26 protein-coding genes and 5 pseudogenes are annotated in these 26460 nt (G+C 63.8%); 19 read left to right on the top strand and 12 right to left on the bottom strand.

All coding sequences use genetic code 11. From position 1 onward, the window contains the following. Positions 1-3 precede the first annotated feature (3 nt). Positions 4-491, top strand: a pseudogene (locus QMK32_RS20055) (MerR family transcriptional regulator). Here QMK32_RS20055 and QMK32_RS20050 read toward each other — a convergent pair. Continuing rightward, positions 471-740: a hypothetical protein gene (locus QMK32_RS20050; RefSeq protein ID WP_283476995.1), complete on the bottom strand. Its 270-nt coding sequence runs from the start codon at positions 738-740 to the stop codon at positions 471-473. The pseudogene QMK32_RS20055 and the gene QMK32_RS20050 overlap by 21 nt on opposite strands. A 13-nt stretch (positions 741-753) precedes the next feature. Beyond that, complete coding sequence (locus tag QMK32_RS20045) at positions 754-1944, bottom strand: MerR family transcriptional regulator (RefSeq protein WP_283476994.1); 1191 nt, start codon at positions 1942-1944, stop codon at positions 754-756. Between the two features lie 134 nt (positions 1945-2078). On the opposite strand from QMK32_RS20045, the gene QMK32_RS25440 reads away from it, so the two are divergent. Continuing rightward, positions 2079-2216 (top strand): Fic/DOC family N-terminal domain-containing protein, encoded by a 138-nt coding sequence (locus tag QMK32_RS25440; protein ID WP_502943710.1) that lies wholly within the window; start codon positions 2079-2081, stop codon positions 2214-2216. A 212-nt stretch (positions 2217-2428) separates the two neighbouring features. Here the strand turns inward: QMK32_RS25440 and QMK32_RS20040 are convergent, their stop codons facing one another. Further along, positions 2429-3280, bottom strand: a complete 852-nt coding sequence (locus QMK32_RS20040; RefSeq protein WP_283476993.1) for a helix-turn-helix transcriptional regulator — start codon at positions 3278-3280, stop codon at positions 2429-2431. 86 nt (positions 3281-3366) lie between these two features. Between QMK32_RS20040 and QMK32_RS20035 the strand changes: the two genes are divergently transcribed. Beyond that, positions 3367-4161 carry an SDR family NAD(P)-dependent oxidoreductase gene (locus tag QMK32_RS20035; RefSeq protein WP_283476992.1) on the top strand — a complete coding sequence of 265 codons (795 nt, stop codon included), beginning with the start codon at positions 3367-3369 and terminating at the stop codon, positions 4159-4161. 68 nt (positions 4162-4229) lie between these two features. Next, positions 4230-5111, top strand: a complete 882-nt coding sequence (locus QMK32_RS20030; protein ID WP_283476991.1) for an AraC family transcriptional regulator — start codon at positions 4230-4232, stop codon at positions 5109-5111. A gap of 6 nt (positions 5112-5117) precedes the next feature. Here the strand turns inward: QMK32_RS20030 and QMK32_RS20025 are convergent, their stop codons facing one another. Then, entirely contained in the window at positions 5118-6383 is a 1266-nt protein-coding gene (locus QMK32_RS20025) for an MFS transporter (RefSeq protein WP_283476990.1), read from the bottom strand. A gap of 49 nt (positions 6384-6432) precedes the next feature. Further along, positions 6433-7026: a TetR/AcrR family transcriptional regulator gene (locus QMK32_RS20020; RefSeq protein ID WP_283476989.1), complete on the bottom strand. Its 594-nt coding sequence runs from the start codon at positions 7024-7026 to the stop codon at positions 6433-6435. A gap of 98 nt (positions 7027-7124) precedes the next feature. Here QMK32_RS20020 and QMK32_RS20015 point away from each other — a divergent pair, with 98 nt between their 5' ends. Continuing rightward, a complete protein-coding gene (locus QMK32_RS20015; RefSeq protein ID WP_283477029.1) occupies positions 7125-8309 on the top strand; it encodes a Cmx/CmrA family chloramphenicol efflux MFS transporter in 1185 nt (394 codons plus the stop codon). 81 nt (positions 8310-8390) lie between these two features. Then, positions 8391-8585, top strand: coding sequence for an NAD(P)H-dependent oxidoreductase (locus QMK32_RS20010; RefSeq protein ID WP_283476988.1), 195 nt, complete (start codon positions 8391-8393; stop codon positions 8583-8585). A 64-nt stretch (positions 8586-8649) separates the two neighbouring features. Here QMK32_RS20010 and QMK32_RS20005 read toward each other — a convergent pair whose 3' ends face one another. After that, on the bottom strand, positions 8650-9240 hold the full coding sequence (locus QMK32_RS20005; protein WP_283476986.1) for an NADPH-dependent FMN reductase: 591 nt from the start codon (positions 9238-9240) through the stop codon (positions 8650-8652). A gap of 39 nt (positions 9241-9279) precedes the next feature. Between QMK32_RS20005 and QMK32_RS20000 the strand changes: the two genes are divergently transcribed. The 4 genes and pseudogenes from QMK32_RS20000 (at position 9280) to QMK32_RS19985 (ending at position 12526) form a co-directional block, all read left to right on the top strand. Further along, positions 9280-9978 (top strand): TetR/AcrR family transcriptional regulator, encoded by a 699-nt coding sequence (locus QMK32_RS20000; RefSeq protein WP_283476983.1) that lies wholly within the window; start codon positions 9280-9282, stop codon positions 9976-9978. Further along, positions 9975-10853, top strand: coding sequence for an aldo/keto reductase (locus tag QMK32_RS19995; protein WP_283476982.1), 879 nt, complete (start codon positions 9975-9977; stop codon positions 10851-10853). Before QMK32_RS20000 ends, QMK32_RS19995 begins: the two co-directional genes overlap by 4 nt. Positions 10854-11076: 223 nt before the next feature. After that, positions 11077-11568: pseudogene (locus tag QMK32_RS19990) on the top strand (transposase); the annotation flags it as partial. Between the two features lie 66 nt (positions 11569-11634). After that, positions 11635-12526: pseudogene (locus QMK32_RS19985) on the top strand (IS5 family transposase). A 293-nt stretch (positions 12527-12819) separates the two neighbouring features. Here QMK32_RS19985 and QMK32_RS19980 read toward each other — a convergent pair. The 3 genes from QMK32_RS19980 to QMK32_RS19970 all read right to left on the bottom strand — a co-directional run bounded on the left by QMK32_RS19980 (position 12820) and on the right by QMK32_RS19970 (position 14996). Continuing rightward, positions 12820-13179: a GntR family transcriptional regulator gene (locus QMK32_RS19980; protein WP_283476981.1), complete on the bottom strand. Its 360-nt coding sequence runs from the start codon at positions 13177-13179 to the stop codon at positions 12820-12822. Then, positions 13176-14126, bottom strand: coding sequence for a hypothetical protein (locus QMK32_RS19975; RefSeq protein WP_283476980.1), 951 nt, complete (start codon positions 14124-14126; stop codon positions 13176-13178). The genes QMK32_RS19980 and QMK32_RS19975 overlap by 4 nt, the downstream gene beginning before the upstream one ends. A gap of 390 nt (positions 14127-14516) precedes the next feature. Then, positions 14517-14996 (bottom strand): winged helix-turn-helix domain-containing protein, encoded by a 480-nt coding sequence (locus QMK32_RS19970; RefSeq protein WP_283476978.1) that lies wholly within the window; start codon positions 14994-14996, stop codon positions 14517-14519. Positions 14997-15197: 201 nt separating this feature from the next. On the opposite strand from QMK32_RS19970, the gene QMK32_RS19965 reads away from it, so the two are divergent. The 5 genes and pseudogenes from QMK32_RS19965 (at position 15198) to QMK32_RS19945 (ending at position 20321) form a co-directional block, all read left to right on the top strand. Beyond that, entirely contained in the window at positions 15198-15818 is a 621-nt protein-coding gene (locus QMK32_RS19965) for a SagB/ThcOx family dehydrogenase (protein WP_283476977.1), read from the top strand. A 221-nt stretch (positions 15819-16039) separates the two neighbouring features. Further along, positions 16040-17169: pseudogene (locus tag QMK32_RS19960) on the top strand (IS1380 family transposase); the annotation flags it as partial. 131 nt (positions 17170-17300) lie between these two features. Next, on the top strand, positions 17301-18500 hold the full coding sequence (locus QMK32_RS19955; protein WP_283476976.1) for a tyrosine-type recombinase/integrase: 1200 nt from the start codon (positions 17301-17303) through the stop codon (positions 18498-18500). Further along, the gene (locus tag QMK32_RS19950) at positions 18493-19425 is read left to right on the top strand and encodes a tyrosine-type recombinase/integrase (RefSeq protein ID WP_283476974.1); all 933 of its coding nucleotides are present in this window, start codon (positions 18493-18495) and stop codon (positions 19423-19425) included. The genes QMK32_RS19955 and QMK32_RS19950 overlap by 8 nt, the downstream gene beginning before the upstream one ends. After that, on the top strand, positions 19422-20321 hold the full coding sequence (locus QMK32_RS19945) for a tyrosine-type recombinase/integrase (RefSeq protein ID WP_283476973.1): 900 nt from the start codon (positions 19422-19424) through the stop codon (positions 20319-20321). The genes QMK32_RS19950 and QMK32_RS19945 overlap by 4 nt, the downstream gene beginning before the upstream one ends. Before the next feature lie 170 nt (positions 20322-20491). Here the strand turns inward: QMK32_RS19945 and QMK32_RS19940 are convergent. Further along, positions 20492-21622 (bottom strand): annotated as a pseudogene (locus QMK32_RS19940) (IS1380 family transposase); the annotation flags it as partial. A 319-nt stretch (positions 21623-21941) separates the two neighbouring features. Between QMK32_RS19940 and QMK32_RS19935 the strand changes: the two are divergent. From QMK32_RS19935 to QMK32_RS19925, 3 genes are all read left to right on the top strand, one after another. Next, positions 21942-22136, top strand: a complete 195-nt coding sequence (locus QMK32_RS19935; RefSeq protein ID WP_283476972.1) for a hypothetical protein — start codon at positions 21942-21944, stop codon at positions 22134-22136. A gap of 75 nt (positions 22137-22211) precedes the next feature. Then, complete coding sequence (locus tag QMK32_RS19930; RefSeq protein ID WP_283476971.1) at positions 22212-22928, top strand: hypothetical protein; 717 nt, start codon at positions 22212-22214, stop codon at positions 22926-22928. 513 nt (positions 22929-23441) lie between these two features. Further along, complete coding sequence (locus tag QMK32_RS19925; protein ID WP_283476969.1) at positions 23442-23987, top strand: pyridoxamine 5'-phosphate oxidase family protein; 546 nt, start codon at positions 23442-23444, stop codon at positions 23985-23987. Between the two features lie 105 nt (positions 23988-24092). Here the strand turns inward: QMK32_RS19925 and QMK32_RS19920 are convergent, their stop codons facing one another. Further along, positions 24093-24722 (bottom strand): LysE family translocator, encoded by a 630-nt coding sequence (locus QMK32_RS19920; protein WP_283476968.1) that lies wholly within the window; start codon positions 24720-24722, stop codon positions 24093-24095. A 103-nt stretch (positions 24723-24825) separates the two neighbouring features. On the opposite strand from QMK32_RS19920, the gene QMK32_RS19915 reads away from it, so the two are divergent. Continuing rightward, positions 24826-25746: a LysR family transcriptional regulator gene (locus QMK32_RS19915; protein ID WP_283476965.1), complete on the top strand. Its 921-nt coding sequence runs from the start codon at positions 24826-24828 to the stop codon at positions 25744-25746. Positions 25747-25935: 189 nt separating this feature from the next. Here the strand turns inward: QMK32_RS19915 and QMK32_RS19910 are convergent, their stop codons facing one another. Then, on the bottom strand, positions 25936-26433 hold the full coding sequence (locus QMK32_RS19910) for a hypothetical protein (protein ID WP_283476964.1): 498 nt from the start codon (positions 26431-26433) through the stop codon (positions 25936-25938). Between the last annotated feature and the right edge of the window lie 27 nt (positions 26434-26460).

Below are 26460 nucleotides of genomic sequence, written 5' to 3'. Positions count from 1 at the left end.
AGCATGGCGACCGAAGACCTGATGAACAAGATCCTGAGCAACCTGGGTGAGATCGACGGTCCGATGTCGATCGAGGAGATCCACCGGCGCGTGGATGCCACCGACGTCGAAGGACCATGACGATCACCCAGGTCGCCAACCTGCTCGACCTGTCAGCCCACACCCTGCGTTACTACGAGCGGGTCGGGCTGCTCGCGGTCGGCCGGAACGCCAGCGGCCACCGGGTCTATGAAGCCGACACGCTGCGGCGGCTGGTGTTCCTGGCGCGGATGCGGTTGTCGGGGATGGCGATGCGCGATCTCCAGCACTATGTGGAGCTGGTGGACGTGGGGGAGGCGACCGTGCCGGAGCGGCTCGACATGATGCTCGAGCACCGCGACACCGTCCGTCGGCAGATCCGCGAGCTCACCCTCTCCCTGGCGGCGACGGAGTACAAGATCGCCACCTACGGCGGTGGGGCGGCCCCCGCTTTAGGTGATGACAGTTACTGACGCCGGGTGGGAAGATGTGAACTTGCCGGCTGGCTCGACGGGCCCTTCATGACGGTGCCACACCGCGCCGGCTGGGGATGAACGCAGCGAATGCGAACCCTGCGACGAGCCGATCGTGATCGCGGTGATGGCGGTTCGTCTGGCGGCGCCTGACGCGATCTCGATGAGGATGGCGAGGCCCGCTGCGACGCCATCGTGCTTGGCCGAGACGTCGGTTCCGGCGGTGATGAACATGATGGTCCTGGTCATGCCTTGGCCGATGCTAAAGACCACCAGTGCGGGCACGAGACACCGGTAGGCGGTGTCGGTGGTGAACAGCGTCGCGAGCATGGCGGTGCCCATACTGCCGGTCGACCAGACGGCCAGCAGAGCGGTGCGCCCGCCGGGTACTCGATGCAGCGACGGCACGCGTGGTCAAACTGAAGGAGGGCGTAACCGTTGACTCTCGGGATTCTTGCCGACTCACACCGGGTGAGCCCTGAGCCACTCCGCGACCTCGGTGGCGTGGGTGTCGGGCGGGAAGACCGGATAGAAGGCGTGCTCGACCTGCGTCCCGCGTAAGACCAGCGTCAACCGTTTGTATAGCCGTTGCGGCCCGCAGTGTTCCCGCGGGACTGTCTGGGCTGTGAAGGTGGGCAGACCCATCTCGTCGGCCAGGGCCAGGTCGGGGTCCGAGAGCAGCCGGTACGGCAGGTGCAGCCGGTCTGCGAGCTCGTTGATAGGCGCTGGCGTCAGAGGACAAGGCGATGACGTGCGCGACACCGGTTTCGTGCAATGCCGCCAGTTCATCGCGGAAGGAGCAGGCCTCCTGGCTGCATCCCCGTGCCCCGGGAATGTCATCCCAACCCTGGGGGACGTCGACCCCGGGCTCTCCGGTGAGGGGATAGACGAAGAGCACCCAGCGTCCTGTGGCGACTGCGCTCAACGAAACCCGCGTCCCGTCGGTGGCGACCAAGGAGACGGAAGGAACGGTGGAGCCCGGCAGGTGCTCTGCAGCACCGTCGTCTTCGGGCGCGACCAGGCCGTCGGGCAACGGGCCGGGCTGCGGTGCTGTCATGGGTTCCTCCACAATGTTGTTATCGGTTGGCTTGAGGTCGAACCCTCTGCGAGCGGCGCCGAGCATCCTCTGTGTGAGCTCTTCGCGGGCGTGCGTCATGCGCGCGATCATGACGTCCATCTGATTGATCTTCTGCTGGTAGGCCGCGATCGAGTCCGCGCACTCATCAGCGGCATCGTGGCCGGCGCGCAGACACGCCACGAACGGCTCGGCCTCGCGGGCCGACAGCCCAAGCTCCATCAGCCTTCGGACCTCGACCACGGCCTGTACGTCCGCGTCGGTGTAGACCCGGTACCCGTTGCTCGCGCGAAAAGGCCGAACCAGATCCATCCGCTCGTAGTAGCGCAGCGCCTTCACGCTGACACCTGCAACTGCCGCCGCCTTGCCTGCCTTCATGGATCGGACGCTACAGCCGGACCCGTGGGGACAGGTCAAGCAACGTGACCAAGACCACTGTGGACGGACCAGCCTCACGATCTTGAGGTGGATCACCTACGCAACGACTCCCCCGCGAGATCTACCTCACGCCGGTGACCCAGGTCGCCCTGCCTCAGACAGACGTAACGCTGAGGCAGCTCAACGGTCTCGCCCATCTGATCAGCGAGCCAGAAGTTCTCATGGGGCCCTTCCTCACGAAGGAAGCACTGTCGAGCTCGAGGATCGAATGAACACGTGCGTCGCTCTCGAATGTCCTCCAAGTCGAGGCAATCGGCGAAGATACCCTTCGAAGCGACGACGTCGCGGAGGTTGAGAACTACCTCAAGGACAATCGCCTCGCCGTGCACTTGACCAAGGAGCCTCCCATCACCCAGCGGCTGATCAAGATGATTCACGCTGAGCTGATGACCGGAGTCAGGAGCGAGGAATGGCTGCCAGGCAGTCAGAGAGCTGCGTCCATACGTTGGGTGCCGACGACCGAGAGGAGGCGCATGGCCTCCTCGGCAGGCGTCCCGGGTGTGGCCGTGTAGATGATGACTCGTTGGTCGCGATCGGTGATGTCGAGAATGTCGCAGTTGACCGCGATCGGGCCCATGAGCGGGTGCTCGAAGGTCCTGCACAGTGTGGGGACGGCGGTGACGTCATGCGATTCCCACAGTTCGGCGAACTCCCGGCTGCCGGCGAGGAGATCAGCCACGAGGCTGATCACCCGTGGGTCGTGGGGGTACCGAGCGGCGGCCACTCGTAGGTTCTGAGCTGAGGTACGGGCGAATTCGTCGCCGTCGGACACGCCATACAACCGCTTGCCGTCCTGGCGGCGATGCAGGAACGAGCGCCTGATGAGGTTGCGATCGCGCCTGGCGAGGGCGGAGAAGTCCTCCAACAGTGCAGCCGCCAGGTCGTTCCACGCCAGAATCTCGTAGTCGGCGGACGTCACGATGGCCGCGGCTTGGGGAAGGCGTTGCAGGAGGTCGAGGATGCTCGGGTGCACGACGCGGGACGGCCCAGGGGGCGGGGCAGGCGGAGTGCCGGCGAGCTGGTGCAGGTGGTCGCGTTCGGCATCGCTGAGGCGAAGTGCCCTGGCCAGCCCTGTGAGCACCTCGCGCGACGGGTGTGGCCCGCGTGCCTGTTCGAGCCGGGTGTAGTACTCGACGGAGATGTAGGCGAGCTGTGCGACTTCTTCGCGGCGGAGGCCGGGCGTACGGCGACGTGTTCCAACGGGTAGGCCGATATCGGCGGGTGTGATTCGCTCACGCCTGTTGCGCAAGAAGTCCGCGAGCTTTTGTCGGTCCATTGCTCCAGTGTGCCCGGGTGAACCGGTCGCAGGCAGGTACAGACGGTTCCTGTCTATGTCTGTCGACCGACACGACCATGGAGGACATGACCACGACATCGGCACATGACTCATCCGTCCACCGCGGCCTGCTCGACGGCAAGGTCGCCTTCATCGCCGGAGCCGGACGCGGCATCGGCGCGGCCGCAGCACGCCTGTTCGCCCGCGAGGGTGCGACGGTGGTGCTCGCAGCCCGAACGGAGTCCGAGCTGAAGCGGGTGATGCAGGAGGTCAGGGCCGCTGGCGGGACCGCCGACTACGTGCTGTGTGACCTCGCTGACGCCGAGAGCGTGAGCGCCGCCGTGCAGCACGTTGTGTCGCTTCATGGGCGGCTCGACATCGCGTTCAACAACGGAGCCACTCTCGTGCCGCCGGGACCGATGGATGCGGCGACCGAGGTCGACTTCGACCACATCTACGCCGTCAACCTCAAAGGTCCGTGGCTGGCCATGGTCGCGGAGGTCACGGCTATCCGTGCGACCTCGGGCACCGGTGCCATCGTGAACACCTCCAGCATCGGGGCCCTGATGGCCAATCCCGATCTCCCGGCCTACGGTGCGATGAAACGGGGGCTCAACAGCCTCACCGCGTCGGCAGCGGTCACCTACGGACCAGAGGGCATCCGGGTCAACGCGATCGCTCCCGGTACCACCACGACCGAGATGCTCGGATCGTGGGAAGAGGCCTCACCTGGCATCATCGACAGTCTTGTCGCTTCCACTCCGCTGCGTCGTGCTGCATTGCCCGAGGAGATCGCCGAGGCAGCAGCGTGGCTCCTGAGTGACCGAGCCTCCTACGTGACCGGCACGATCCTGCGGGTCGACGGCGGCGCGCTGGCCTGACGGAGGACGTATGGGTCGAGGGGTCCAGCCGAGGAAAATCGCCGACTGCGTCCGTGCTAAGCATGGGTGTGCTGACGACTTCAGAACACGGCCCGATGGCGGGCGCGCTCGATCGGGCTCTGAACGCCCTCGAATGGCACCTGCACGGTGCGCGACGAGATCGGTTGGTCCGCGACGAGCAGTTGAGCGCTGCGGGCGACGGCGCGGGGTTCACCTACGTGCTGAGCGGACGGGCTGAGATCCGTATTGGCACGACCTCCACGGAGATGGCTGAGGGCGACTTGATGTTCTTCTCGCGGGGGATCCGGCGTCAGGTGCGCGCCCTGGCCGAGGCCGAGTTGCTGAACGTGACGTTCGAGCCGTCGGTCCGGGAGCGACCGTCGGTCGAGACGTTGCCCGACTGGTTGGTGGTGTGGCGGTTCGACGAGCACGAGCCGAACGTGGTTGTCCTCGTCGAGAACATGGCCCGCCACCCGTGGCTTGCCACGGACCCGGCGCGAGTGGGGGACGGCGTGATCTGTGGTCGTATCGCGCTCACGGTGGTGTCGGCGGCGGTCCGCTCCTGGTCCGAGCTGGGGTGCGCGCCTGAGCGTTGGCTGCAGCGGGTCATGAACCCTCACCTCGCGCGTGCGCTCGACGCCCTCCACGCCGACCCGGGCGAGCCGTGGACGGTCGACAGCCTGGCCCGTGTTGCCGCGATGTCGCGGTCGGCGTTCGCCGAACGGTTCCGCGTCGCGATGGGTCAGTCGCCCGCCGCCTACCTGGCTGCCGTGCGCATGGATGCCGCCGCCGACTTGTTGACCGGTGAGCAGCTGAGTGTTGCCGAGACGGCGCAGCGTCTGGGGTATGAGTCCGAGGCTGGGTTCAGTCGGGCGTTTCGCCGCCACACCGGGTCGACGCCCAGCCAATGGCGCCTCGGGTTTGCTGCGCCTGTCGTGGCCGCGGTCTGAGCACCATCACCGCGCGCCGACAAGTGATGAGTCTGTCCGTCCTTCGACCAGACCGAACAGCAGTCCGCCGACGAGGCTTGTGCCGGCAGCGATGGTCAGTGCCAGCTGGATGCCGCCGCCGTCGACCAGCAGGCCGCCGAGCCCGGCGCCCAGGGTGATCGCCAGCTGGAACCCCGCCACCAGCAGCCCGCCTCCGGCCTCCATCTGCTCGGGCGCGTTGTGTCCCATCCAGGTCGCGGCGACGATCAGCCACGCCCCGAACGCGAACCCCCACACGCCGACAGCGATGACGACGAGCCACGTCTGACCCGGGAAGGCGGCCAGACCGGCGATGCCGGTAGCGATCAGAGCCGGAACCAATATCCGCATGGACCGTAGGTGCTTGTCGACGAGCAGCCCGATCAGCAGGTTGCCGAGGAAACCGCCGAGGCCGAAGACCACCAGCACCACGGCGACGCCCCCTGCGTCCAGGTCAGGGACGAGTCCCAACGCCGCCCTGACGTAGGTAAACGCAACGAAGTGGCCCAGCACGACAAGCACGTGACCGGTCAGGGCGACCCGGGTGCCACGGATGGCAAGGGTCTCGCGCAACGCCCCGAAGCCGGTGGCCGCTGCTGGTGCGACCGGGGGCAAGACCCACAGCACCATGGCCGCGACCACGAGGGTGAGGACCGCGACCCCGGCGAACACTGTCCGCCAGCTCGTCAGCGATCCCAGATAGAGGCCGAGGGGTACCCCGACAACGGTGGCGGCCGTGGTGCCGGTGTTGACCAGCATCAATGCGCGCCCGAGGTGGTGCGGAGCAGCCAGCCGGGCGGCCACTGCAATCGACATGGCCCAGAAGCCGCCGATGGCCGCACCGAGCAGCAGCCGCGCGACCAGCAGGACGACCAAGTTTGGCGCCACTGCCACCAGGATGTTCGACGCCGCTGCGGCCACGGCCAAGGCGCCGAGCAGGGTCCGGCGGTCCAGGCTCGGGAACAGCATCCCGATCGTGGGAGCGGTCACGAACCCGACCAACGCGGTGGCCGTGACCGCTTGGCCGGCCTGCCCCTCGGAGATCCCGAGCGACGCTGCCATCGAGGGCAGCAGGCTCGGCGGCAGGAACTCGGCGACGACGAGCACGAAGCTCGTGGCCGTCATTGCGACGATCGCACTCCACGACGTACGGGAAGGGGTGGACGTCCTGATGGGGTTGTCGATGGCCATGTATTCGAGTCTTGCTGGCACCAACGCTGCGCGGGTGATCCATCGTCCAGAGCACCCGACCACTCGTCCACACCTGCTCGGTCGCACCGTCCCGGCCCGGGCGTCGAGGTCCTCAGGGACAGGAACGGGTCGCGATGTCGGCAATGGTGGTCAGCTCGGCTTTCGTTGCGCCTTCGCTCGCTCGCTGGGCCAGGCCGCTGATGACCGTCATCACGTATCCGGACAGGCCGTCAGCGTCGGTGTCTTCGGGTAGTTGACCTGCAGAGATGTCGGCTCGGATCCTGTCGCTCAGCGACTGGGCCTTCTCCGAGCGAAGGTGCTGCAGGGAGTCGTGGATCTCGCTGTCGGTCGTCCCGGCGTCCCCGCTGGCGACCAGGCACCCGTGGGGCAGTCCGTGGCGGGTGTATCGGGCTGGTGCTTCGAGGAGGATGCGACGGACCGCGGCTGCCGAGGTGGGGGCGTCTTGGATGGCGGCCTCGATGAATCCGCCGTACTCGCGGTCGTAGATGCTGACGGCCTCGGTGAACAGTGCTTTCTTGTCGCCGAACGCGTTGTAAAGGCTCGGCGTCCCGATCCCGAGCTCTTCGCTCAGGTCGCGGACCGAGGTCGCCTCATACCCCTTGCGCCAGAACAGGCGAATCGCCAGGTCAAGGGCGGTGTCGCGGTCGAAGGACCGCGGCCGACCACGCGTAGCTGAGGACACCATGACAACGATTTTATACCAAGCGCTACACAACATGCTAGTCTCACATTCTCTAACGATCGCTACAGAAAGAAGTCGGCATGGTGGCACGAACGGATAAGCTGCCGCGCGCGGTCTGGGTCATCGGGTTCGGAATATTCGCCCAAGGCACCAGCGAGCTGATGCTCGCCGGCCTGCTGCCCGAGATGGCAACCGACCTGGGGGTGAGCATCCCGCGGGCCGGCCTGCTGATCAGTGCATTCGCGCTGGGCATGCTGGTCGGCGCGCCGGTCTTGGCTGTCGCGACGTTGAACTGGCCCCGCAGGCACGCCCTGCTGGTTTTTGTGGCGGTCTTCATCCTTGGACATGTCGGCGGCGCACTGACCGACAGCTACGCCATCCTCTTCATCACACGGTTCGCCGCAGCGTTCGCCTACGCGGGATTCTGGGCGGTCGGAGGCAGCGCCGCCATGGCGCTGGCCGGCCCCGAAGCGCGGGGACGTGCGATGAGCGTCGTCGCCGGCGGGCTGACCGTCGCCACCGTGCTGGGGTTACCCGCCGGAACCTGGGTCGGCCAGCACGCCGGATGGCGCGGAGCGTTCTGGGTCGTGATCGCCCTCTCGACCGTCGCCGCAGTCGTGATCGCGGCAGCGATTCCCGCCGGCCGTCCGCAGGTGCAGCCCCGGCTGGGGGTCGAGCTGCGCGGGCTCAGGGTCCCGCGGCTCTGGCTCTCCTACGCGATGACAGCTGTTGCCACCACAGCACTGCTGGGGACCTTCTCGTACCTCTCAGCAATGCTGATCGAGACGACCGGCCTCATGTCCGCCTGGGTGCCAGCCGTCTTGTTCGGCTACGGCCTCGGGGCCCTCATCGGCGTCGCCGTGGGAGGCAGAGCGGCCGACCAGTTCCCGCACGCGATCCTCGGAGTGGGATTCGCGGGTCTGCTCCTCGCCTCCGCCATCTTGGCACTCTCGGCCCATCAGGTCGGGCCCACTGTCGTCGTCGTTGTGGTGCTCGGGCTTGTTGGGTTCAGCACCAACCCCGCCCTCAACTCGCGCATCGTCGCGCTTGCCCCCACGTCACCTACCCTCGCGGTCGCCGGCAACGTGGCAGCCTTCAACATCGGCATCAGCCTCGGCCCCTGGCTCGGCGGACTCGCACTGTCGGCGGGCTACGGATATCCCGTTGTCGCCTGGATCGGCGCGGCCCTCGGCGCACTCGCCCTGCTCCTCTGGTCGGGAGACCTTGCGCTCACCAAGACGGCCCCCGCTGCCGCGGGAACGCTCGTAGCGAGGAGTCGTGAGTGAGGCTCCCCACGAACCCGTACCCGGGTTCTCGTAGTTGAGGTCAGTCGTCGAAGCAAAACCGTTCTCGCGAAAGGAATGTTCATGATCGTTCTTGTCGTCACGGCGCACCCTGGAGAATGTTCGCTCACTTCAGCCCTGTCTGCGGTGACCCGCACTACGTTGGCGGATGCTGGACACATCGTGATCGAATCCGATTTTTATGCGATGGCCTGGGGTCCAGCGCTGCGGGAGGAGCAGTTCGGCACCGAGACCGTTAAAATTGAGCGACTCCCCTGACAGAGAATGGTTCGGCACCGGTGGTCAATGATGGAGTGGTGGACGCGCTAGCGGAGATGGTCCGTCATGCGATCACATCCGGATGCCGGATGGGTCGCAGTGCTCCAGCCCACTGCTCAAGATCATCCAGCGCCCGGGCGAGATCGGCTTCACGCTCTACTGCCGGGGTGAACGTTGCATATCCTTCGAAGTCGGTTCCGAATCTGAGCGCGACACTCGCGCGCACGTCGGCGAGCTTCAGTTCGCCGCAGACCTGCCGCAGCTGCTCTGCTGCTCGGATGCCGCCATCGACGCCGTAGCTGACGAAAGTGGCGGCCTTGTCGTTCCACTCCGCGAACAGCAGGTCGAGCGCATTCTTCAACACTGCTGGAGGCGCATGGTTGTACTCCGGGGTGACGAAGACGAACCCGTCGTACGGCTTGATTATCGAGGCCCATTCCACGGTGTGAGGCAGGCTGTACTGCCCGGCCATTGGCGGGAGCACCTCATCGATGAACGGTAGGTGGATTTCGGAGAGGTCGATGACTTCGTAGGTGGCTGCGGGGCGGTTCTTCGACGCGCTGGCGACCCAGTCTGCGACGGTTCGGGAATGGCGGCCGGGGCGAGTTGATCCCGCGATAATGGCGAGACGAAGTGGGTGAGGTGAGATGGTCATACGGGGCCTCCGGAGGTTCGATATCATAGGAAAACGATGATGGCAGAAACTGTACATGGGCACGCCGGACCGACTCCTCGGGGCGGTCGGCCGAGCAAGCGCGCGCAGATCGAGACGGCTGCCAAGGAAGTGTTCGGGCGAGTCGGGTTCGCGGACGCCACGATGGATTCCATCGCAGCCGAGGCACAGGTCTCGACCAGGACCCTCTACCAGCACTTCACGTCCAAGAACCACCTCTTCGCTGCCGTCCTCACCGCCAGCGCCTCGCTGGTTGCGGACGATTTCTCGCGCGGAGCGGAGCATGCCTTGCGCGCGGCCGACGTGCGATCGGCACTGATGGTGCTGGGCCATGCGTTCGTCGACCAGCGGGCGAGTCACCCGCAGCACTTCGCCATGGTGAACCAGCTCAGGGCCCGCGCTGTCAGCCTCACCTCGGAACAGGCCACAACATGGCATGACGCAGGCCCGTACCGGGTGCAGGCCGAGGTCGCCTCGGTGCTCGACGAACTCGGACAACGTCGATGGCTCGGTGTCCCGGACGTTCGGCAAGCAACGTTGCACTACATCGCGTTGACGACCGCCGAATCAACCATCCGACCCTTCGCGGCCGAAGCACTCACACCCAGCCAGGTCCAACCGATGGTCGAAGCCGGTGTCGACGCCTTCCTTCGGGCCTACGGAACGGACGGGACGACGATCCGTCCCGGGCAGCGCCGCATGGCTAGCGGCAGAGCATGACCGGCGACCGCCTGTGGCCAAGCAACCGAGCCTCTCGGCAGGGTCTGGGGCTCATGCGCTTGCGGGACGAAAGGTGGGGCGACGCGGACCGCGATCCGGCCCACCTTTTCCAGGCCGCAGTCGATTCTGGTGTCACCATTTTCGACACCGCGGAGATGTACGGCAACGAGGAGGTCGTCGGGCGAGCACTCAGCGGGCTTCACGACCAGGTCACGCTCTGCACGAAGTTCGGCGTCTACAGGGGTGCATCGGGCGATTTCGACGATTGGAACGTCCGCGCCGACGCGGACACGGTTCGCACCGCAATCGAGGGCAGCCTTCAACGGTTAGGAGTAGAGGCCATCGACCTCTACTACCTGCACCACCGCAGCGACACGACGCCCATCGAAGAAACCGTGTCCGCCATGGCAGAGCTACGGCAGGCCGGCAAGATTCGAGCACTAGGTCTGTCCAACGTCACGGTTGATGACATCAAACGGGCACACGCAGTCCACCCGATCGAAGCAGTCCAGGAAGCATGGTCGTGGGGACGGCGCGACGTCGAGGCAATACTCCCTGTGATCCAAGAGTTGGGCATCACACTCGTGGCCCACTCTCCTATGAACCACGGCGACGTCCAAGATTCGACGCCCGGAGCCCTCAGTGTCGCCGCCGAACGCTACGGACTCAACTCGAACCAGGTCGCGCTCGCCTGGGTGCACAACCAGGCTCGCCGCCGCGACCAATTGGTTATCCCGATCCCCGGAACCACAAGCATCCAACATCTACTCGACAACAACGCCGCCCGTGACGTCCTCCTCGACGACGACAGCATGAACGTCCTCTCGACAAGCAGCACGCAACAACTGCACCCGGCAGGTCGGAAACGATCATGATCGCTTCGATCCGACACTCCATCGCCGTCGGATCTCACTGCACGCCGAAGCTGTCGGACAACCCGAGAGATACGAGCCGTCTCATCGCGGCGGTGATTTGCCAGGAGCTCGGCGACACATACCGAGAAGGGACTGTCTGAATAACGGTTGATCCGATCCTTGGTTCGACACGCCGAGCCCAGCTTGGCGGGAAGGATCGATGATGACCGAAAAACTGGAGCCCATGGCGGACGAGGTGGATCAGAAGCAGTTGGCCGAGCAGCTCCTAGCTCAAGCCAAGGAGCAGGGTGTGGAGTTGATGGGCCCGAACGGGCTGTTGAATCAGCTCACCAAGAATGTCCTCGAATCCGCGTTGGATGCGGAGATGACCGAGCACCTCGGCTACGAGAAACACGACGCTGCCGGTCGTGGCAGCGGCAATTCCCGTAACGGCACTCGTTCGAAGACGGTGCTGACGGAGATCTGGCCGGTGGAGATCGAGGTGCCGCGGGATATCGATTCCTCATTTACGCCGCAGATCGTCAAGAAGAGACAGCGGCGGCTGACGGGGATCGATGAGATCGTATTGTCGCTCACGGCAAAGGGATTGACGACCGGCGAGGTGTCCACGCATTTTCAGGACATCTATGGTGCGACGGTATCGAAGGACACCATCTCCCGTATCACCGACAAAGTTGTTGGGGAGATGACCGACTGGCAGAACAGGCCACTCGAGCGGGGGCGGATTCCACTAGGGCGAGTCTCCTAGATGTGAGTGTGGTTGTGCTCGAGAATGTTTCTCGTGTCGAGATTGCAGATGTTCACCGATGAGCAGTGGGGTCTGATCGAACCGTTGTTGCCCTCGTCCGATGGTCTTCGGGGTCGGGCGTTCCGGAACAATCGGCTGGTGGTCGAGGGGATCGCGTACCGATATCGGGCAGGGGTGGCATGGCGTGATCTGCCCGCAGAGTTCGGTCCGTGGCAGACGGTGTGGAAACGTCACCGCCGCTATGCCGGTGACGGGACGTGGGATCGGGTGCTCGCAGCGTTGTTGAGCGCCGCCGATGCCCGTGGCGGGGTGGATTGGCAGGTGTCGGTGGATTCGACGATCAATCGAGCGCATCAGCACGGTACGAACCTCGCTCGTTCCACAGGGGGATCTGTCGAATTGCATGAATCTGCTTGCCGAGCCCGATGATCACGGTATCGGCCGCTCTCGTGGTGGATTGAGCACCAAAATTCATCACCTCACCGATGGGAACGGTTTGCCGTTGGTGGTTCTTGTCGGTGCCGGGCAGGCGGGTGACAGTCCGATGTTTCCGATCTTGCTCTCGCACTTGCGGATCGAGCGCGAGGGGTCGGTGCCGCCGCGTATTCGTCCGGACGCGGTACTCGGTGACAAGGCGTATTCCTCGCGTGCAATTCGTGCGCTGTTGCGGTCGCGGCGGATCGAGGCGGTGATCTCGGAGCCACGAGATCAGCAGGGCCACCGGCGTAATCGGGGCAGCGGTGGTGGTCGGCCTCCAAAGTTCGATGCGCAGAAATACAAAGGCCGCAATGTAGTCGAACGTTCCTTCAATGCCGTCAAACAGTGGCGAGGACTTGCCACCCGGTACGACAAACTGGCGTTGACGTACCGGGCGGGTGCGCTCCTACATGCGGTCTTCCTGTGGTCGCGCCACATCACCCTTTAGGAGACACACCCTAGGCGTCCTCGGTTCACTCGACGGGCTTGTCGGCGTCCTCCATCTGCCGGTCCCGGTGATACTCGGCGTGAACGCATTTCGCAACGCAGGAGCGCGCGGCCGTGCCAGCCTCGACAGCAATGCCAACTTCGTCACCGCGCAGTGACGACCAGGTCCGTCCAGTTCGTGCGATCCCGGTGATCACAAAGCCCACGTCGATAGTGCACCAGGCACCAGGCACCAGATACCCGGTCCTCGCGCCGCGGCACGTATTTCACAAACCACTCCCCCGCATGTCGGGTCTACCCATTGAGCTCGGCGCGAAGTGAAGTCACCACATCGTTCGGGTCCACCTGCTCACGTGCTGTGAGATCTGCAAGCTTGCGGATCATCACCACCAACGATTCCGGCAGCGGTGACGCACCCGCCGCCACCCGCGTCCCGGCGCCGGTGCGAGATGCGACCAACCCATCTCGTTCCAACTGCTTGTAGGCCCGCGCCGCTGTCCCCGCGGACACCCCGAGATCGGCCGCTGTTTGACGCACGGACGGTAGCCGCTCCCCGATACCGAGCCTGCCGGATGCGATGAGTCCGCGGAAGTGGTCGTAGATGACCGCAGACGGGTTGGGGTGGTCGACTCTGTCCGTCTCTCGGGCAGTCACGCGCGAACCGTGATGTGGGCACTGCTGTTCTTTTGTCGAAGTCCACGCGCGATCATCAACAGCAGCAATGTTATTGCTGCGGTTTGCAGTGCCCAGCCGATCACAGCGATTGCAGGCGCCAGCGAGGAGTACCCGACGCTCCACATATACATCTCTTCCCCTTCGCCGAATCCTGCAGACCCCCGCCCTGTGCCTGCTACGAAGGACAGCGCGTATCCCAGGCTCAGAACTACCGCACCCAAGGCGGGAAGAAGGACACTCGAGGCGGTTGCACGGCGGGTCAGAGTGCCGGCAGTAACAGTGTCAGGTCGTGAAAATGGTTTCGCTGCATCGGCATTGAGCACATAGATACCCAGTCCCGACACGACGACGACCGTGATAATGACCGGTACCGCGTAGGCCCACCCGTAGAACGATGCGATGCCTGAACTGTCGCCTGCCGTGATTGCCGCGTATGAGCCGGTCGGCGACGGGATCGACGCATTGCCGCAGGCGATCGACAGCGCCAGCAGCGATACCGCCGCGGCCGCATACAACCGAAGTTGGATGGGATCAGCGAAAGTGCGCCAAGTACGACGCACTACCGGAACCACCGGAACTTCGACGTCGGCCGCCTTTCTGGTGACCCGAACAGCCAGCACAGCGAGGCCGACGACGGCGCCGAACATCGGTGCTGCATGCCGCCACCACGGTGCATCCCAAGGCCCGGCGCACAACCTCGTCGCTGCGATGGCGACCGCCCAGCCGATCAACGCCAATACAGAGCCGATCGCTGCCGAGCCGTCCGGAAATCGTACCGCAGCAACACTGTATGATTCCAGCGTAGATAGCGCACGGCGTCGGCGGCGGATCATCGGTGCGACCACCGAGGCAGCGACGACACCGCACACAGCAGCCGATTCATCGGTGGCAATCAGCATTCCGAAAACAAAGTCGAGCGCATCCATCAGGTCCTCCAGTCGGTCGCTTGTACCAAGAAGCTAACACATTTTGTATCCGCCGGAAGGTACAAATCTAGATTCCTGAAAAGTTGCGGCCCTGGTCAGGGCGCGTCGATACCGAATGGCTAAGTCAGTCGACGAGGGCATTGAAAAATCGGCGAGTCCGAGTCGACTCTCGAGCGCACGCTGTCCGCGCGGAGTGAGCGTGATGGCTCGCTGGCGCGGCGCCCGGGTGAGCCATTCGGCTTCGAGGAACGTTCGGCAGATCTGCGCACCGAGAGTTCCCGCGATGTGGTGGCGCTGTTCGGTCCAGTCGAGGCATGCACGCAGCAGAGGACGTCGCCCGTGAATCTGTTGCACCGCAACGATATCGATACCGATGTCCGCGAGGACGCCTCAAGAGTATGGTCCGAGTTCGTACGGGCAGTTCGCGCAGGAGCCCGCCGACAGTGGATCGGTCTCGGCGCGTCCCGTGCCGGCCCCATCGTCGGTACGGACGAGGGCCTGTGTGCGAAGCAGTGCCTCGGTGATGGCCACCCCGAGTTTCCCCGCGACGTGGTCGTAACACGTTCTCCCCTGCCGCAACCCGTGCGCCCGGGTGCCTTGTCGGAGACTGGTGATCTCGAACGGCTCTGCTATCGACGCCAACGACGCCAACACCGACCCGATCTCAGGCCCGGCCAGCGTGTAGTACCGATGCCGACCGGACGCCGCAACCCGCACCAACCCACCTGACACCAGCTTCTCGAGATGGCCCGACGCAGATTGCGCACTGATCCCGGCTTCGGTCGCCAACACGCTCGCACGCAGAGTCCACCCATCGGCAAGGATCATCAAAATCCGAGCCCGGTAGCTGTGGAGTGAGGCGCTGGGCATGGCGGGCCGCACGGTTGCCTCGGGTCCTCATCTCTTGGGACGGAATCACCGATGCTGCGGTACGCGATCAACGCTGCCTCGTCAGTCACCGGTTCGTATAAGGACGGGTGACGGCTCCTGTCAACGATTTAGATGACGTGTGGCGCGCAGTCAGGAGGCCGCTGACACGCTGGTCAATGGCACATATGTGAGAATTTTCAAATGCAGGAAACTATCGACCTCCCCCGCGTCGAGACACGGCACGCTCTCACCAATTTGTTGTCGCGACGCCGTTCGACGAAAAAATTTGATGCCGCGCGGGATCTCGATGTCGAAGGCATTGCGGCGATGGCGTGGGCCGCCTCTGGAACGACAACGCCGCCGCACCGCGTATCTCCTTCTGCGCGGGCCAGCAACCCGATCGCCATTACGTTGGTTACCGGAAAGGTGAGCGGTATCGACGCCGGAAGCTATCGATATGACCCTCAGGACCACACGCTTGTTCTAGCACGCATTGGTGACCATCGGGAAGATATCGCCAAAGGGACGTTGGACGCCGTCGACTGGCTCTGTGACTGCCCGGCGCTGCTTCTGATGACCGCGGACATGAGTGCAGCCCGTCAACGTTTCCCTGGTCAACCAGCTGATCACGGCGAGCACTTCGTCTGGATGGAAGCGGGTCATTCGGCCCAGAACGTATATTTGTCGGCCGCAGAACAGAACATCGGCACATGCCTGGTGGCAGGGTTCAATGATGACGCGATGAGGTCCACGTGCCGCTCGCTGATACCACAGCGCCACCAAGTCCTCGGTATCTTGGCACTCGGGTATCCCGCCGCATGAATAGGTAGCGGGCCCTTGCGAGGTTCAGTCTCTATCTGGCAGGAAGCGCCGGCGCAGCGATCTGGATAAATATCCGCGGTGACCGCACCCGCGTGGATAAACCTGGATGCACCGATCAGGCGGGAGCTGAGCGCGAGTTGGTAATACGAAATGCCCTGTCGTGGTGGAGAATAAGACTTCTCACAGAAAAATTCTGACCACACAGAAAGGGCATCTCGCAGATGCAACTATCTCACACCCGTCCCGTCGCTTCGGCGAGGTTCGACGACCCGAACCTCGTGTCCACCGCGGGCCTGGTCCCGGTGATGGCGTTGGCGCAGCGATCCGGACTGCTCACGTTGAGTCAGGAGCATCTGAGCGTGCCGACCGACAAAGGTGCCAACGCCGGCCGCAAGATCGGATCCCTCGTCGCCGGCATGGTCGCCGGAGCCGACAGCATCGCCGACATGGCGATCCTGCGGCACGGTGCGATGAACACCCTCTTCGACCACCCGTACGCACCCTCGACACTGGGGTCGTTTCTGAGGGAATTCGCCTTCGGGCATGTCCGCCAACTCGGCGCGGTCGCCTCCCGACTGCTGTGCGCCCTGAACGAGCACACCCCGGTGCTTGCCGGGATCGACACCGAACGTGTGATGGTCGACATCGACGACTCGATCATCGAAGTCCACGGTCACAGCAAACAAGGTTCCGGATACGGTTACTCCGGCATCCGCGGTCTGAACTCACTGATCACCACCGTCACCACGACCACTGCGGCACCGGTGATCACCGGGCAGCGACTCCGCAAAGGAGCATGCGGTTCCGCCCGCGGGGCAGCGCGGATGATCGCCGACACCCTCGCCACCGTTCAACGGCTCCGCGCAACCGCGCATGCAGCTTCCGATCCCGATGTGGCAGCGGCACAGTCGAAACCATTGGTGCGGGCCGATTCCGCATACTTCGGGTACCCGACCATCGGTGCAGCGACCGGTGGCGGCGCCGACGTCTCCATCACCACCGGACTCAATTCGGTCATCCGGGCCGCGATCGCCACCATCACCGACGACGCCTGGACGCCGATCCGATACACCAACGCCGTCTACGATACCAACACCCAGCAGTGGATCTCGGTGGCAGAAGTCGCCGAGATACCGTTCACCGCGTTCGCATCCCAGAAGAAAGCGCACCACGTTCCGGCAGGCTCGTCGTGCGACGGATCCTGGACCTGCGACCGAAAAAGATCAAGGTCAGGGGGAATTGTTCGATGTGTGGCGGTTCCACGCCTTCATCCGCCACCACCGACCTGGACGACCTCGACACCGTCGCAGCCGACCAGGTCCAACGCCGGCATGCGATCATCGATTATGTCGATGTCCGGGTTATGTCGATGTTTTTCCTGAAGCGTCTGGTCAGGGCGGTATTCGGCTCAGATAGTGCGACATAACTATTCGTAACTGTTCGATGCTTATTCTTCCAATTCTCTCTGGAAGGACGAGACAGATGAGTGACCCATCGAAAGTTCGTATTACCGGTCCGCTGGACTGCTGGCAGGACGACCTCACCGCGGAACTGACCCGTTTGGGGTTTGCCCCGTCGGTGACCGCTCGTCATTTGCAGCTGTTGGCTCATCTTTCACATTGGATGGCTGATCACGACGTCAGCGTGGAGGGGCTGTCGTGGCCGCAGGTCGAGCGTTTCTGCTCGAATCGTGGATTGATCGGTCAGCGCCGGGTGGCCCCGCAGTCGGTGATGGTGCTGATGAATCTTTTACGGCCCGATTGTGTTCCGGCGAAGAGTACTGGTCTTTCGGCCGGCATAGAGGAGTTATTGAACGGTTTCACTACCTACCTACATGAAGAACGCTCGCTGGCAGATCAGACGGTAGAGGGGTATCGCTACCACGTTCAGGTGTTCGCGTCATGGTACGTCGAACGCTGTGGCGAGGATCTGAATGCGGTGACGATCGCCGATGTGAACCAGTTCCTCATCGGGCATGTGGCCGTATGGTCTGTTGGTACTGTCCGGGCGGCCACGACAGCTCTGCGTGCGATGTTTCGATGGATGTTGTACATCGGCCGCTTGAACAACAATCTGGCCGACGGCATCGTTCCTGTCCTCAGTCATTTGCAGGCTGGTGTCCCGAGGGCGTTGCCTGCCGAGGATATCGAATCGCTTCTGGCTGTTGAGATGTCGACGAGGGACCGTGCGATAGTCCTACTTTTCCTACGTCTGGGACTGAGGGCGGGCGAGGTGTCCAGTTTGAGCCTGGACGACTTCGACTGGCGTGCTGCGCGGGTGCAGATCCACGGCAAAGGCCACGACTGCCAGTTCATGCCGGTCACTGTTGAGGTCGGTGAGGCCGTTGCCGAGTATCTGCTCGAGGACCGGCGCGTAGATTCGCCCTATCGCCAAATATTTCTTACCGCGAACGCCCCGCATCAGCCCCTGACCCGCGTCGGGGCCTCCGGCGTGGTGACTTATCTGGCCCGCCGAGCGGGAATCGAAGGACGTGTCGGGGCCCATCGGCTTCGCCACAGTGCCGCGACCGCGGTTCTGGCAGGTGGGGGAACGCTCGCAGAGGCCGGGCAACTGCTACGCCATCGTAGTGCGCAGGCCACGGCGATTTACGCCAAAACCGATCAGTGGGCATTGGCTGGACTCGTGCGGCCCTGGCCGGTCGACGGGACCGCTCATGAGTGAGGACCTGCGGGCTCGTGCCGCCGAGTATCTGGCGTTGCGCCGCGTCATGGGATATCAACCCTGCGATCAGGAATGGCTGATCCGAGAGTTCCTCGATCATCTCGAAAGTGAGCACGCTTCGACGATAAGCGTGAGCCGCGCATTGATATGGGCTTGCCTGCCGCAGGGTGCGACACCGCGGTGGCGACACCGCAGGCTTGCTGTCATCCGGCTGTTCGCGGCCCACGTTCATGCCTGCGACCCGCAGGCCGCCGAACTGATTCCAGCCGGCATGTTGCCTGCCCGGGTCGAACGGGCCATCCCCTATATCTATACCGCGACCCAGATTGCCGACCTCGCCCGTCGTGCTCGGGCCCTGCGCCCGGTGCTGCGCGGTCACACGCTCGCGACCATCATCGGCCTCATGGCCGCGACAGGGATGCGCACCGGCGAAGCGGTGGCCCTGAATACGACCAGCATCGACAATGCTCGTTCCACAATCCTCGTGATCGGTAAGGGCGGCACACAACGCCTGCTGCCCGTTCACGCCACGACCTTGATGGCATTGACGAGCTATCTCGAAACCAGCCGGACAACGCTCGGACCGCCGCACGATGACGCACTCTTCCTGGGCCCGAGAGCATCCCGAGCGCTGGCAAACAGCATTCAAATCGCATTCCGCGCCGTGGCACAGGATAGTCCCCTGCCCCGGGGATCGGGCAACAGGGCACCCCGACTGCACGATCTGAGACACACATTCGCCGTCAACACCCTCATAGACGCCCACCGTGATGGTGTCGGCGTGCAGGCCCGCATAGCGGCGTTGTCCACATACCTGGGCCACGTCAGTCCAGCCGACACCTACTGGTACCTCACCGCCAGCCCCGAACTTCTTCACCTGGTCAGTGACCGGCTCGAGAACTACCGTCGACAAGATCTACCATGAGTACGTTCACGGCGTCGCTGCAAGCCTATTTCACAACATTTCTCACCGGCCAGCGAGCCACCAGCCGACACACCATTGCCGCCTATCGCGATACCTTCAGGATGCTGCTCGTCCACATACACGAGACAACCGGCACAGCTCCGGACGCGGTCGAGTTCTCCGACCTCAATGCCGAAGCGATCACAACGTTCCTGGACTATCTGGAAACCCAGCGGCACAACAGTATCCGAACTCGAAATGCCCGACTGGCCGCCCTTCATTCATTCTTCGCCTATGCGGCCTACGATCACCCCGAACACGCTGACTTGATCGCGAGAGTCTTGGCCATCAAGACGAAAAGGACAAGCGCATCCGTCCTGACTTACCTCACCCTCGCCGAGGTCGAAGCACTCCTGAGCGCACCCGATCAGACGAACAAGATCGGAAGTCGCGACCACACGATCATCTTGACTTTGATCACCACAGGCCTGCGCGTCAGCGAATTGACCGCGTTGACCCATCAGGATCTGCATCTGAGCAAACCGGCGCATCTGCTCTGCCATGGGAAAGGCCGCAAGGACCGGATCACTCCGCTCGACCGGCTCACAACCACGACTCTGCAGCAATGGATCAGGCAGAACCCCGACAATCAGCCGCACAGAGCAGTTTTCACCGCTCAGGGCAGTACCGAGTCGATCAGCCGCGACGCGATCGCAGCGAGACTGCGCATTCACGCCGCCACCGCCGCAAAAACGTGCCCCAGCCTGACCTCCAAAACCGTCACACCCCATACCTTGCGCCACACCACCGCCATGCGGATGCTCGATGCGGGAATCGACATCACCACCATCGCCTCTGGCTCGGGCACGAATCCACGCAAGCAACTCAGGCCTACCTACATGCTGACCTGGGCATGAAGGAACGCGCGCTGAGCCGGCTCACGCCACCGGGGACCACGAGCAAGCGATACGCTCCAAACGGTCAGCTGCTGACGTTCCTGGAAAGCCTCTAGTTATGTCGCACCATCTGAGCCGAATACCGCCCTGACCAGACGCTTCAGGAAAAACATCGACATAACCCGGACATCGACATAATCGATGATCGCATGGCCGCGGTGAAGTTTGTCGGCGGCGACGGTACCGAGATCGGCGGGGTCGGTGGTGGTGAAGAACGCGTGGAACCGCCAGACGTCGAAGAGCTGCCGTTGGCCTTGATCTTTCTTTGGTCGCAGGTCCGGGATGCGCCGCACGATCAACCGGCCTGGAACGTGGCGGGCTTTCTTCTGGGAGGCGAATGCGGTGAACGGTATTTCGGCGACTTCGGCGGTGGAGATCCAGTGCTGGGTGTCCTCGTCGAAGAGTGCGTTCGTGTATTTGATGGCCGTCCAGGCATCGTCGGTGATGGTGGCGATGGCTGCGCGGGTCACCGAGTTGAGGCGGGTGGTGATGGAGACGTCCGCGCCGCCGCGCAGCGCAGCTCCGATGCTCGGATATCCGTAATAGGCTGAGTCAGCGCGTAACACTGGCTTCGACACTGCCTGTGCTGCTGTGCTTGTCGGGGCTGTGTCCGCTGCGGCCCGGAGTCGTTCCACTGTTGCGAGGGTGTCGGCGATCATCCGTTTCGCGCCACGCGCGGACCCGCACGATCCTTTGCGGAGGCGTTGGCCGGTGATCACCGGGGCGGCAGCGGTGGTGCTGACTGTGGTGATCAGCGAGTTCAGGCCGCGCACCCCGGAATAGCCGTATCCGGAACCTTGCTTGCTGTGACCGTGCACTTCGATGATGGTGTCATCGATGTCGATGAGTACTCGTTCGGTGCTCAGGCCCGCGAGTACCGGAGTGTGTTCGGTTAGCGAGTGCAACAGTCGGGATCCGACGGCATCGAGTTGTCGGACGTGCCCGAAAGTGAACTTCCGCAGAAACGAACCCAGCGTCGAGGGAGCGTAGGGGCGGTCGAAGAGGACGCCCATCGCTCCGTGGCGGATCCGGTGGAGGTCGGTGATGGAGTTGGCGCCGGCGATCATGCCCCCGACCAGGGATCCGATCTTGCGGCCGGCGTTGGCGCCTTTGTCGGTCGGCACCGATAGATGCTGATCGGCGAGGGTGAGGAGTCCGGACTGTTCGGCCAACGCCATGATCGGAACCAGCCCGGCACACGACACGAGGTTCGGGTCGTCGAAGCGTGCCGCGGTGACGGGATGGGTGTGAGATAGTTGCATCTGCGAGATGCCCTTCGTCGAGGCCGAATTGTTACTGTGAGAAGTTCAATTCTTCCACCACTACAGGGCATTTCGCGTATGTGGCGCGCGTTCAGCTGTCACCGAATCGGTGCATCCAGGCTTAGATCTCTGCGGCTCCGGCTAATTGGGTCCCCTTCTGCATTTGTGCGGCCAGCGTGCGCACTCGGGGTGGTGGCTTGTCCAACGCGCTCTCTGCATGGGCAACCCCCTCGGCGCGCGACGCTCGTCAACGGTGTAGCTCGCCCGCTGGCTCAGCGGCGTGAACTGAGATGTCTGCCTCTAAACGTTGCCGAATCCGATGTCCCGGGCCGGGCTACAGCCGTGGTCCTCTGCGGTGCGTTTCCTGCTCGACGACGGCTTGGTCGACCGTGCGGTGATGCTCGACGGTGTCGCGTTCGTGCTGGGCGCGGATCTGTTCTTGCCGTTGCTCGGCCCTGTGGTGCTCGATGGCGTCGGTACGGGCCTCGATGTGGTCGTGGACGGTGTTGAATGATGTGCGGTCGGCCCGGTTCACTGGTCGATTGCCGATGATCGCGGCAGTCCCGGGCAGATGGGCCATGATGAGACCATGCCAGGCTGGATCCACCGCTCCCGACTCCGCCGCCGGAGCGCACACCTGACCGCAGTGCGGCGCCGCGAAGCCCTCGCTCACGACACCGCCCTCGTCGACACCGCCGCCATGCAGCACTGGGCCGACCGTTCACTGCACCCCATCATCGACACCGACGCCCTGACCTGGATCGACGACGACCGTCTGCACACCACCGGCGCTGCCCACCGATTCGACGCATCGGTGCGGCTCCGCAACCCCGACGACGACGAGACCATCGGTGATCTCCCCGAGTCTGTCCGGGCCCGCCTCGCCGCCGTCCTCGCCGCCCACACCTCGACACCGAGCGATGCCCACCTGCTGGTGTGGGAGGGATACGGCTACCCGTGGAACGGCAGCCCATCCTCGCTCGGATTTTGCGCCGTTCCGGGCGACGACCCCGGACCGTGGCCGTGGCCAGCCTTGCCGTCGTTCATTCGGCACGGACCCACAGCAACCATGGACGGTGGCCGCGGCTTCGTCGTCTTTACTGGCCCCGTCGAATCGGCGGCCCGCGTCGAGTGGCAGATCAGGGGCACCTGGTTTCAGCACCATTGGCCCGACGTCGCCTACCCCGACGACCGAGCATGGCTGGCGTACTCCGACATCGACGAGGACACCCTGGACGTACACGGGACTGCAGCCCTGATTCAAGCGCTCCGCGACCTCGACGGCGTCGATATCGAACCCTTGTAATAAATCCCGCATCGGGTCGCGACATGGCTCGCGCCGCCCGCGACGTTGCACGCGTACCGATGAAGACGAGCGACAGTCAATCTCGCTGCCTCGGGGCAACTGCGTAGACGTTCAGGCGCGCCCCAATGCTGCCGAGAGGCAGCCAGTTTCCGCACCGTCAGGACAATCTGACGAAAGATCAGCCGGTCTTTCTCAAGAGTCTCATCGTTCAACGCGCTATCGGATTTGCCGAGCAGCGTCAGCAGAGCGGCCTGCTGGGCCACTGCATTGAACCGATTCGAGCGCGGCATATCAAAATGCATCCGCATCTCTTTACACATATGCGACACGGAGATACAACACCCGCCATCTCGACTTGTTCAGGCCGAACAATTGCCGGAGCTAAGACAAAAAGCCTTACGACTGAGTTCGATCCAATTACACTCTTAACGGGCGCTACCTCGCCAGGTGTGCGGACCGCCATCTAGCAACGGCGAGCCGGCCAGGCCATGACCGCGGTCTAGCATGGCCCGCATGGGAAAAGTCTTCGACGGAATTGACGACAACCTCAAGGCGTGGATCGAGGCGCAGCCCATGTGGTTCGTCGCTACCGCGCCTCTCTCGGGCGACGGACACGTGAACATGTCGCCACGTGGACACGACTCCTTCTCCGTTCTGGGCGCCAACCGGGTGGGGTGGGTCGATTACACCGGGAGTGGGGTCGAGACGATAGCCCATCTGAGAGAGAACGGTCGCGTCTGTTTGATGTTCAACTCGTTCGATTCGAGGCCCCGGATCGTGCGACTTCACGGCACTGGCGTCGTTGCAATGCCGGGCGAAGCGGCATTCTACGAGTTGACGGCGCTTCATCCCGAACATCCCAGCACTCGCGCCGTCGTGATCGTCGATGTCACTCGGGTCAGTGACTCCTGCGGTTGGGGCGTGCCCGTTATGGAGATGAGCGGCGAGCGCGATCTTCTTCGACTACAGGCCGAGAAGAAGGGCGTCGACGGGATGTCGCAATACCGAACGGAACGGAACTACGAGAGTATCGACGGCCTGCCGGGGCTCCCGACCTGATGGCGAGTGCCTCGAGGAGCCCTTCGGGGTCGGTTGCATTCCGCACCGTCAAAGGGACCTCGGCGGTGGTCGGATCCATGTCGCACAGGTGGATGTGCGCAACAATTACACCCCGCTTACTGCGACGTTGACGGCGAATGCGCCGAGAACGGCTGCTGCCGTTGTCCGTTGGATCTTCATTACGCGCGGGTGCGTACGCAGATAGCCCGACACCGATGCCGCGGCGAGAACGATCGCCCCGTTGACGGTGACCGCAATCGCAATCTGAACGGACCCCAACTGCAGAAATTGCAGAAGGGTGGAGCCGCGTTCGGGGTTCACGAACTGGGGTATGAGCGCGGCGTACATCAGGGCGATCTTCGGGTTCAGAATGTTGGTCACCAGACCCATCGTGAACAGGCGAAGCGGCGAGTGCGCGTCGAGTTCTCGTGCTTCGAAGGGCGACCGTCCGCCGGGACGAAGCATCCCCCAAGCCAGGTACAACAGATAGGCGGCGCCGACCAGTTTGACGACTGTGTACGCAGCGGGCACTGCAGCGAACAGAGCGGACAGACCGGCCGCCGATGCACACAGATAGACGACGAACCCCATCGCGATACCGCCCAGGGATATCAGGCCTGCGCGGCGTCCTTGCGAGATCGAGCGTGACGCAAGGTAGATCATGTTCGGGCCGGGTGTGAGGACCATCCCCAACGCGATGAGCGCGACAGCGAGTGCGGATGTGGCGGGCAGCAATGGGTTCTCCTGGCGACGGCTCTAGCTGGATGTACCGAGCATCGTGCAGATAACGTTGTGTGTCTATTACGTGTTTTCGGACAATTCCGTGAAGGAAAAGTGCATGGACGAGTTAGCAACGCTGCGTGCTCTGCAAGCAGTCAAAGATCACGGGACTGTCACCGCCGCCGCTGCGGTCCTACGTCTGAGCCCTTCGGCCGTCAGTCAGCAACTCAAGCGCCTCGAGCGCGCGACCGGTAGATCGCTTCTCGTTCCGAGTGGCCGCCGAGTAACCCTCACTCCCGAAGCGCACACGTTGCTCGACCAGGCCGGTCCGGTGGTGGCTCGCCTGGACGAGTTGTTGGGCATACCCGAACGTGTGGACAATGCAGTGGCCGGACATGTGCGGATAGCGTCGTTCACCACGGCTATCAGGCACGGCGCTCTGCCGGCGATCGCCGCTGTGCAGCAGCGGCATGACCGTCTGACATGTTCTCTCACCGAGATGGATCCCACCGAGTCCCACCATGCACTCGCTGCGGGCTCCGTCGACATCGCAATCGTTCATCACTGGCGCGGTCAACCGGAACCGGTGATGCCGTCGATCAACGCGGTGCACATCATCGACGACATCGCCGACGTCATCTGCCACCGAGACCTTCCACTGGGAAATTCGCCGTCGCTCGCCGATCTGGCAGGTCACGACTGGGTGTCGACCGGGGCAGGGTCGTTGTGCCATTCGTGGCTCACTTACATGTTTGCCACCCACGGCTTTCGGCCGCGTATCGCGATGGAAATATCGGAATTCTCGTTGCACGTCGAGTTCGCTGCCGCCGGTCTCGGACTTGCGCTCGTGCCTCGACTCGGTCGTCCACCACTACCCGAGCGCGCTCGCGCGATCCGGCTGGACTCCCCGCCGTCCCGTAGGGTCGCAATCGCCACTCGGTCAAGGCAGAGTACAGATCACGCGATCAGTATCGTGGCCCGTGCGCTCGGCGAATACCTGACCGCCGCAACGCCATCGGGAGCTGTGCATTCGAGATGACTTGCCTGATTCCGGCGAGGGCGGTTCCTTCTTCTGTCGAGATCGCCGTCGCTGCCGGATCCGGTGGCCGGCGTGCACGTAGTTGGAGCGAGCGTGCGTGAATGGTTCCCGCGCTCGGAACGTTCGTGGTGGAGGGTGCGGATTCGATGACGATGACACGTGTTCGGGCGGTAGCCAATTCGAGGGCGGTCATCGATCCGTTCCGCGGCGAAGCAAAGCGGCGATGGCGACGGCGACGGCGACGGCGACGGCGACGGCGGCCACGATCGCGGTCATCGTCACCAGGGTCGTGTGAAATCCGCTGTTGCACGAATCGACGACAGTCGTGCTGACTCGGTCGCTCGCGGCGTCTGGCGCGGTGCCGAGCGCGGTGTCGAGATCCCCGCTCGCGGCGGCAGTTCCGAGCGCTGCAGGGTCGGAGACACCGTAGATGGATTCTGCGGCCGAGGCGGCCCGGGCACCGACCACGCCGGTCAGGATCGATGCGTAGACCGCCACCGCGATCGCTTCGCTGCCGAGCCGGAAGGTGTTGACGACTCCGGCGGCCATGCCTACTTTCTCGACGGGAACCAACGCCAACGCTTGCCCGTCGACGAGCCCCCGCCGAGAGTCCCATTCCGCTGCCGACGAGCAGCAGCGGCACCGCGACCAGGCCACTGCGGTGTCCGGACTCGTCCTCACGGGCATTGTTCTAATCCTCATTGCAGTCGCGGG

The organism is Rhodococcus sp. H29-C3, assembly GCF_030063405.1.
Classification (GTDB): domain Bacteria; phylum Actinomycetota; class Actinomycetes; order Mycobacteriales; family Mycobacteriaceae; genus Rhodococcoides.
The sequence above is the reverse complement of the archived record's forward strand: the minus strand, read 5'-3'. Positions and strand labels throughout refer to the sequence as shown.

Excerpts from the sequence above, each read along its gene's own strand:
- QMK32_RS20050 (WP_283476995.1), bottom strand. The coding sequence starts at position 740 with ATGACCAGGACCATCATGTTCATCACCGCCGGAACCGACGTCTCGGCC.
- QMK32_RS20045 (WP_283476994.1), bottom strand. The coding sequence starts at position 1,944 with ATGAAGGCAGGCAAGGCGGCGGCAGTTGCAGGTGTCAGCGTGAAGGCG.
- QMK32_RS20040 (WP_283476993.1), bottom strand. The coding sequence starts at position 3,280 with ATGGACCGACAAAAGCTCGCGGACTTCTTGCGCAACAGGCGTGAGCGA.
- QMK32_RS20035 (WP_283476992.1), top strand. The coding sequence starts at position 3,367 with ATGACCACGACATCGGCACATGACTCATCCGTCCACCGCGGCCTGCTC.
- QMK32_RS20020 (WP_283476989.1), bottom strand. The coding sequence starts at position 7,026 with ATGGTGTCCTCAGCTACGCGTGGTCGGCCGCGGTCCTTCGACCGCGAC.
- QMK32_RS20010 (WP_283476988.1), top strand. The coding sequence starts at position 8,391 with ATGATCGTTCTTGTCGTCACGGCGCACCCTGGAGAATGTTCGCTCACT.
- QMK32_RS20005 (WP_283476986.1), bottom strand. The coding sequence starts at position 9,240 with ATGACCATCTCACCTCACCCACTTCGTCTCGCCATTATCGCGGGATCA.
- QMK32_RS20000 (WP_283476983.1), top strand. The coding sequence starts at position 9,280 with ATGGCAGAAACTGTACATGGGCACGCCGGACCGACTCCTCGGGGCGGT.
- QMK32_RS19995 (WP_283476982.1), top strand. The coding sequence starts at position 9,975 with ATGACCGGCGACCGCCTGTGGCCAAGCAACCGAGCCTCTCGGCAGGGT.
- QMK32_RS19975 (WP_283476980.1), bottom strand. The coding sequence starts at position 14,126 with ATGGATGCGCTCGACTTTGTTTTCGGAATGCTGATTGCCACCGATGAA.
- QMK32_RS19970 (WP_283476978.1), bottom strand. The coding sequence starts at position 14,996 with ATGCCCAGCGCCTCACTCCACAGCTACCGGGCTCGGATTTTGATGATC.
- QMK32_RS19965 (WP_283476977.1), top strand. The coding sequence starts at position 15,198 with ATGCAGGAAACTATCGACCTCCCCCGCGTCGAGACACGGCACGCTCTC.
- QMK32_RS19955 (WP_283476976.1), top strand. The coding sequence starts at position 17,301 with ATGAGTGACCCATCGAAAGTTCGTATTACCGGTCCGCTGGACTGCTGG.
- QMK32_RS19950 (WP_283476974.1), top strand. The coding sequence starts at position 18,493 with ATGAGTGAGGACCTGCGGGCTCGTGCCGCCGAGTATCTGGCGTTGCGC.
- QMK32_RS19945 (WP_283476973.1), top strand. The coding sequence starts at position 19,422 with ATGAGTACGTTCACGGCGTCGCTGCAAGCCTATTTCACAACATTTCTC.
- QMK32_RS19935 (WP_283476972.1), top strand. The coding sequence starts at position 21,942 with ATGTCCCGGGCCGGGCTACAGCCGTGGTCCTCTGCGGTGCGTTTCCTG.
- QMK32_RS19930 (WP_283476971.1), top strand. The coding sequence starts at position 22,212 with ATGCCAGGCTGGATCCACCGCTCCCGACTCCGCCGCCGGAGCGCACAC.
- QMK32_RS19925 (WP_283476969.1), top strand. The coding sequence starts at position 23,442 with ATGGGAAAAGTCTTCGACGGAATTGACGACAACCTCAAGGCGTGGATC.
- QMK32_RS19915 (WP_283476965.1), top strand. The coding sequence starts at position 24,826 with ATGGACGAGTTAGCAACGCTGCGTGCTCTGCAAGCAGTCAAAGATCAC.
- QMK32_RS19910 (WP_283476964.1), bottom strand. The coding sequence starts at position 26,433 with ATGCCCGTGAGGACGAGTCCGGACACCGCAGTGGCCTGGTCGCGGTGC.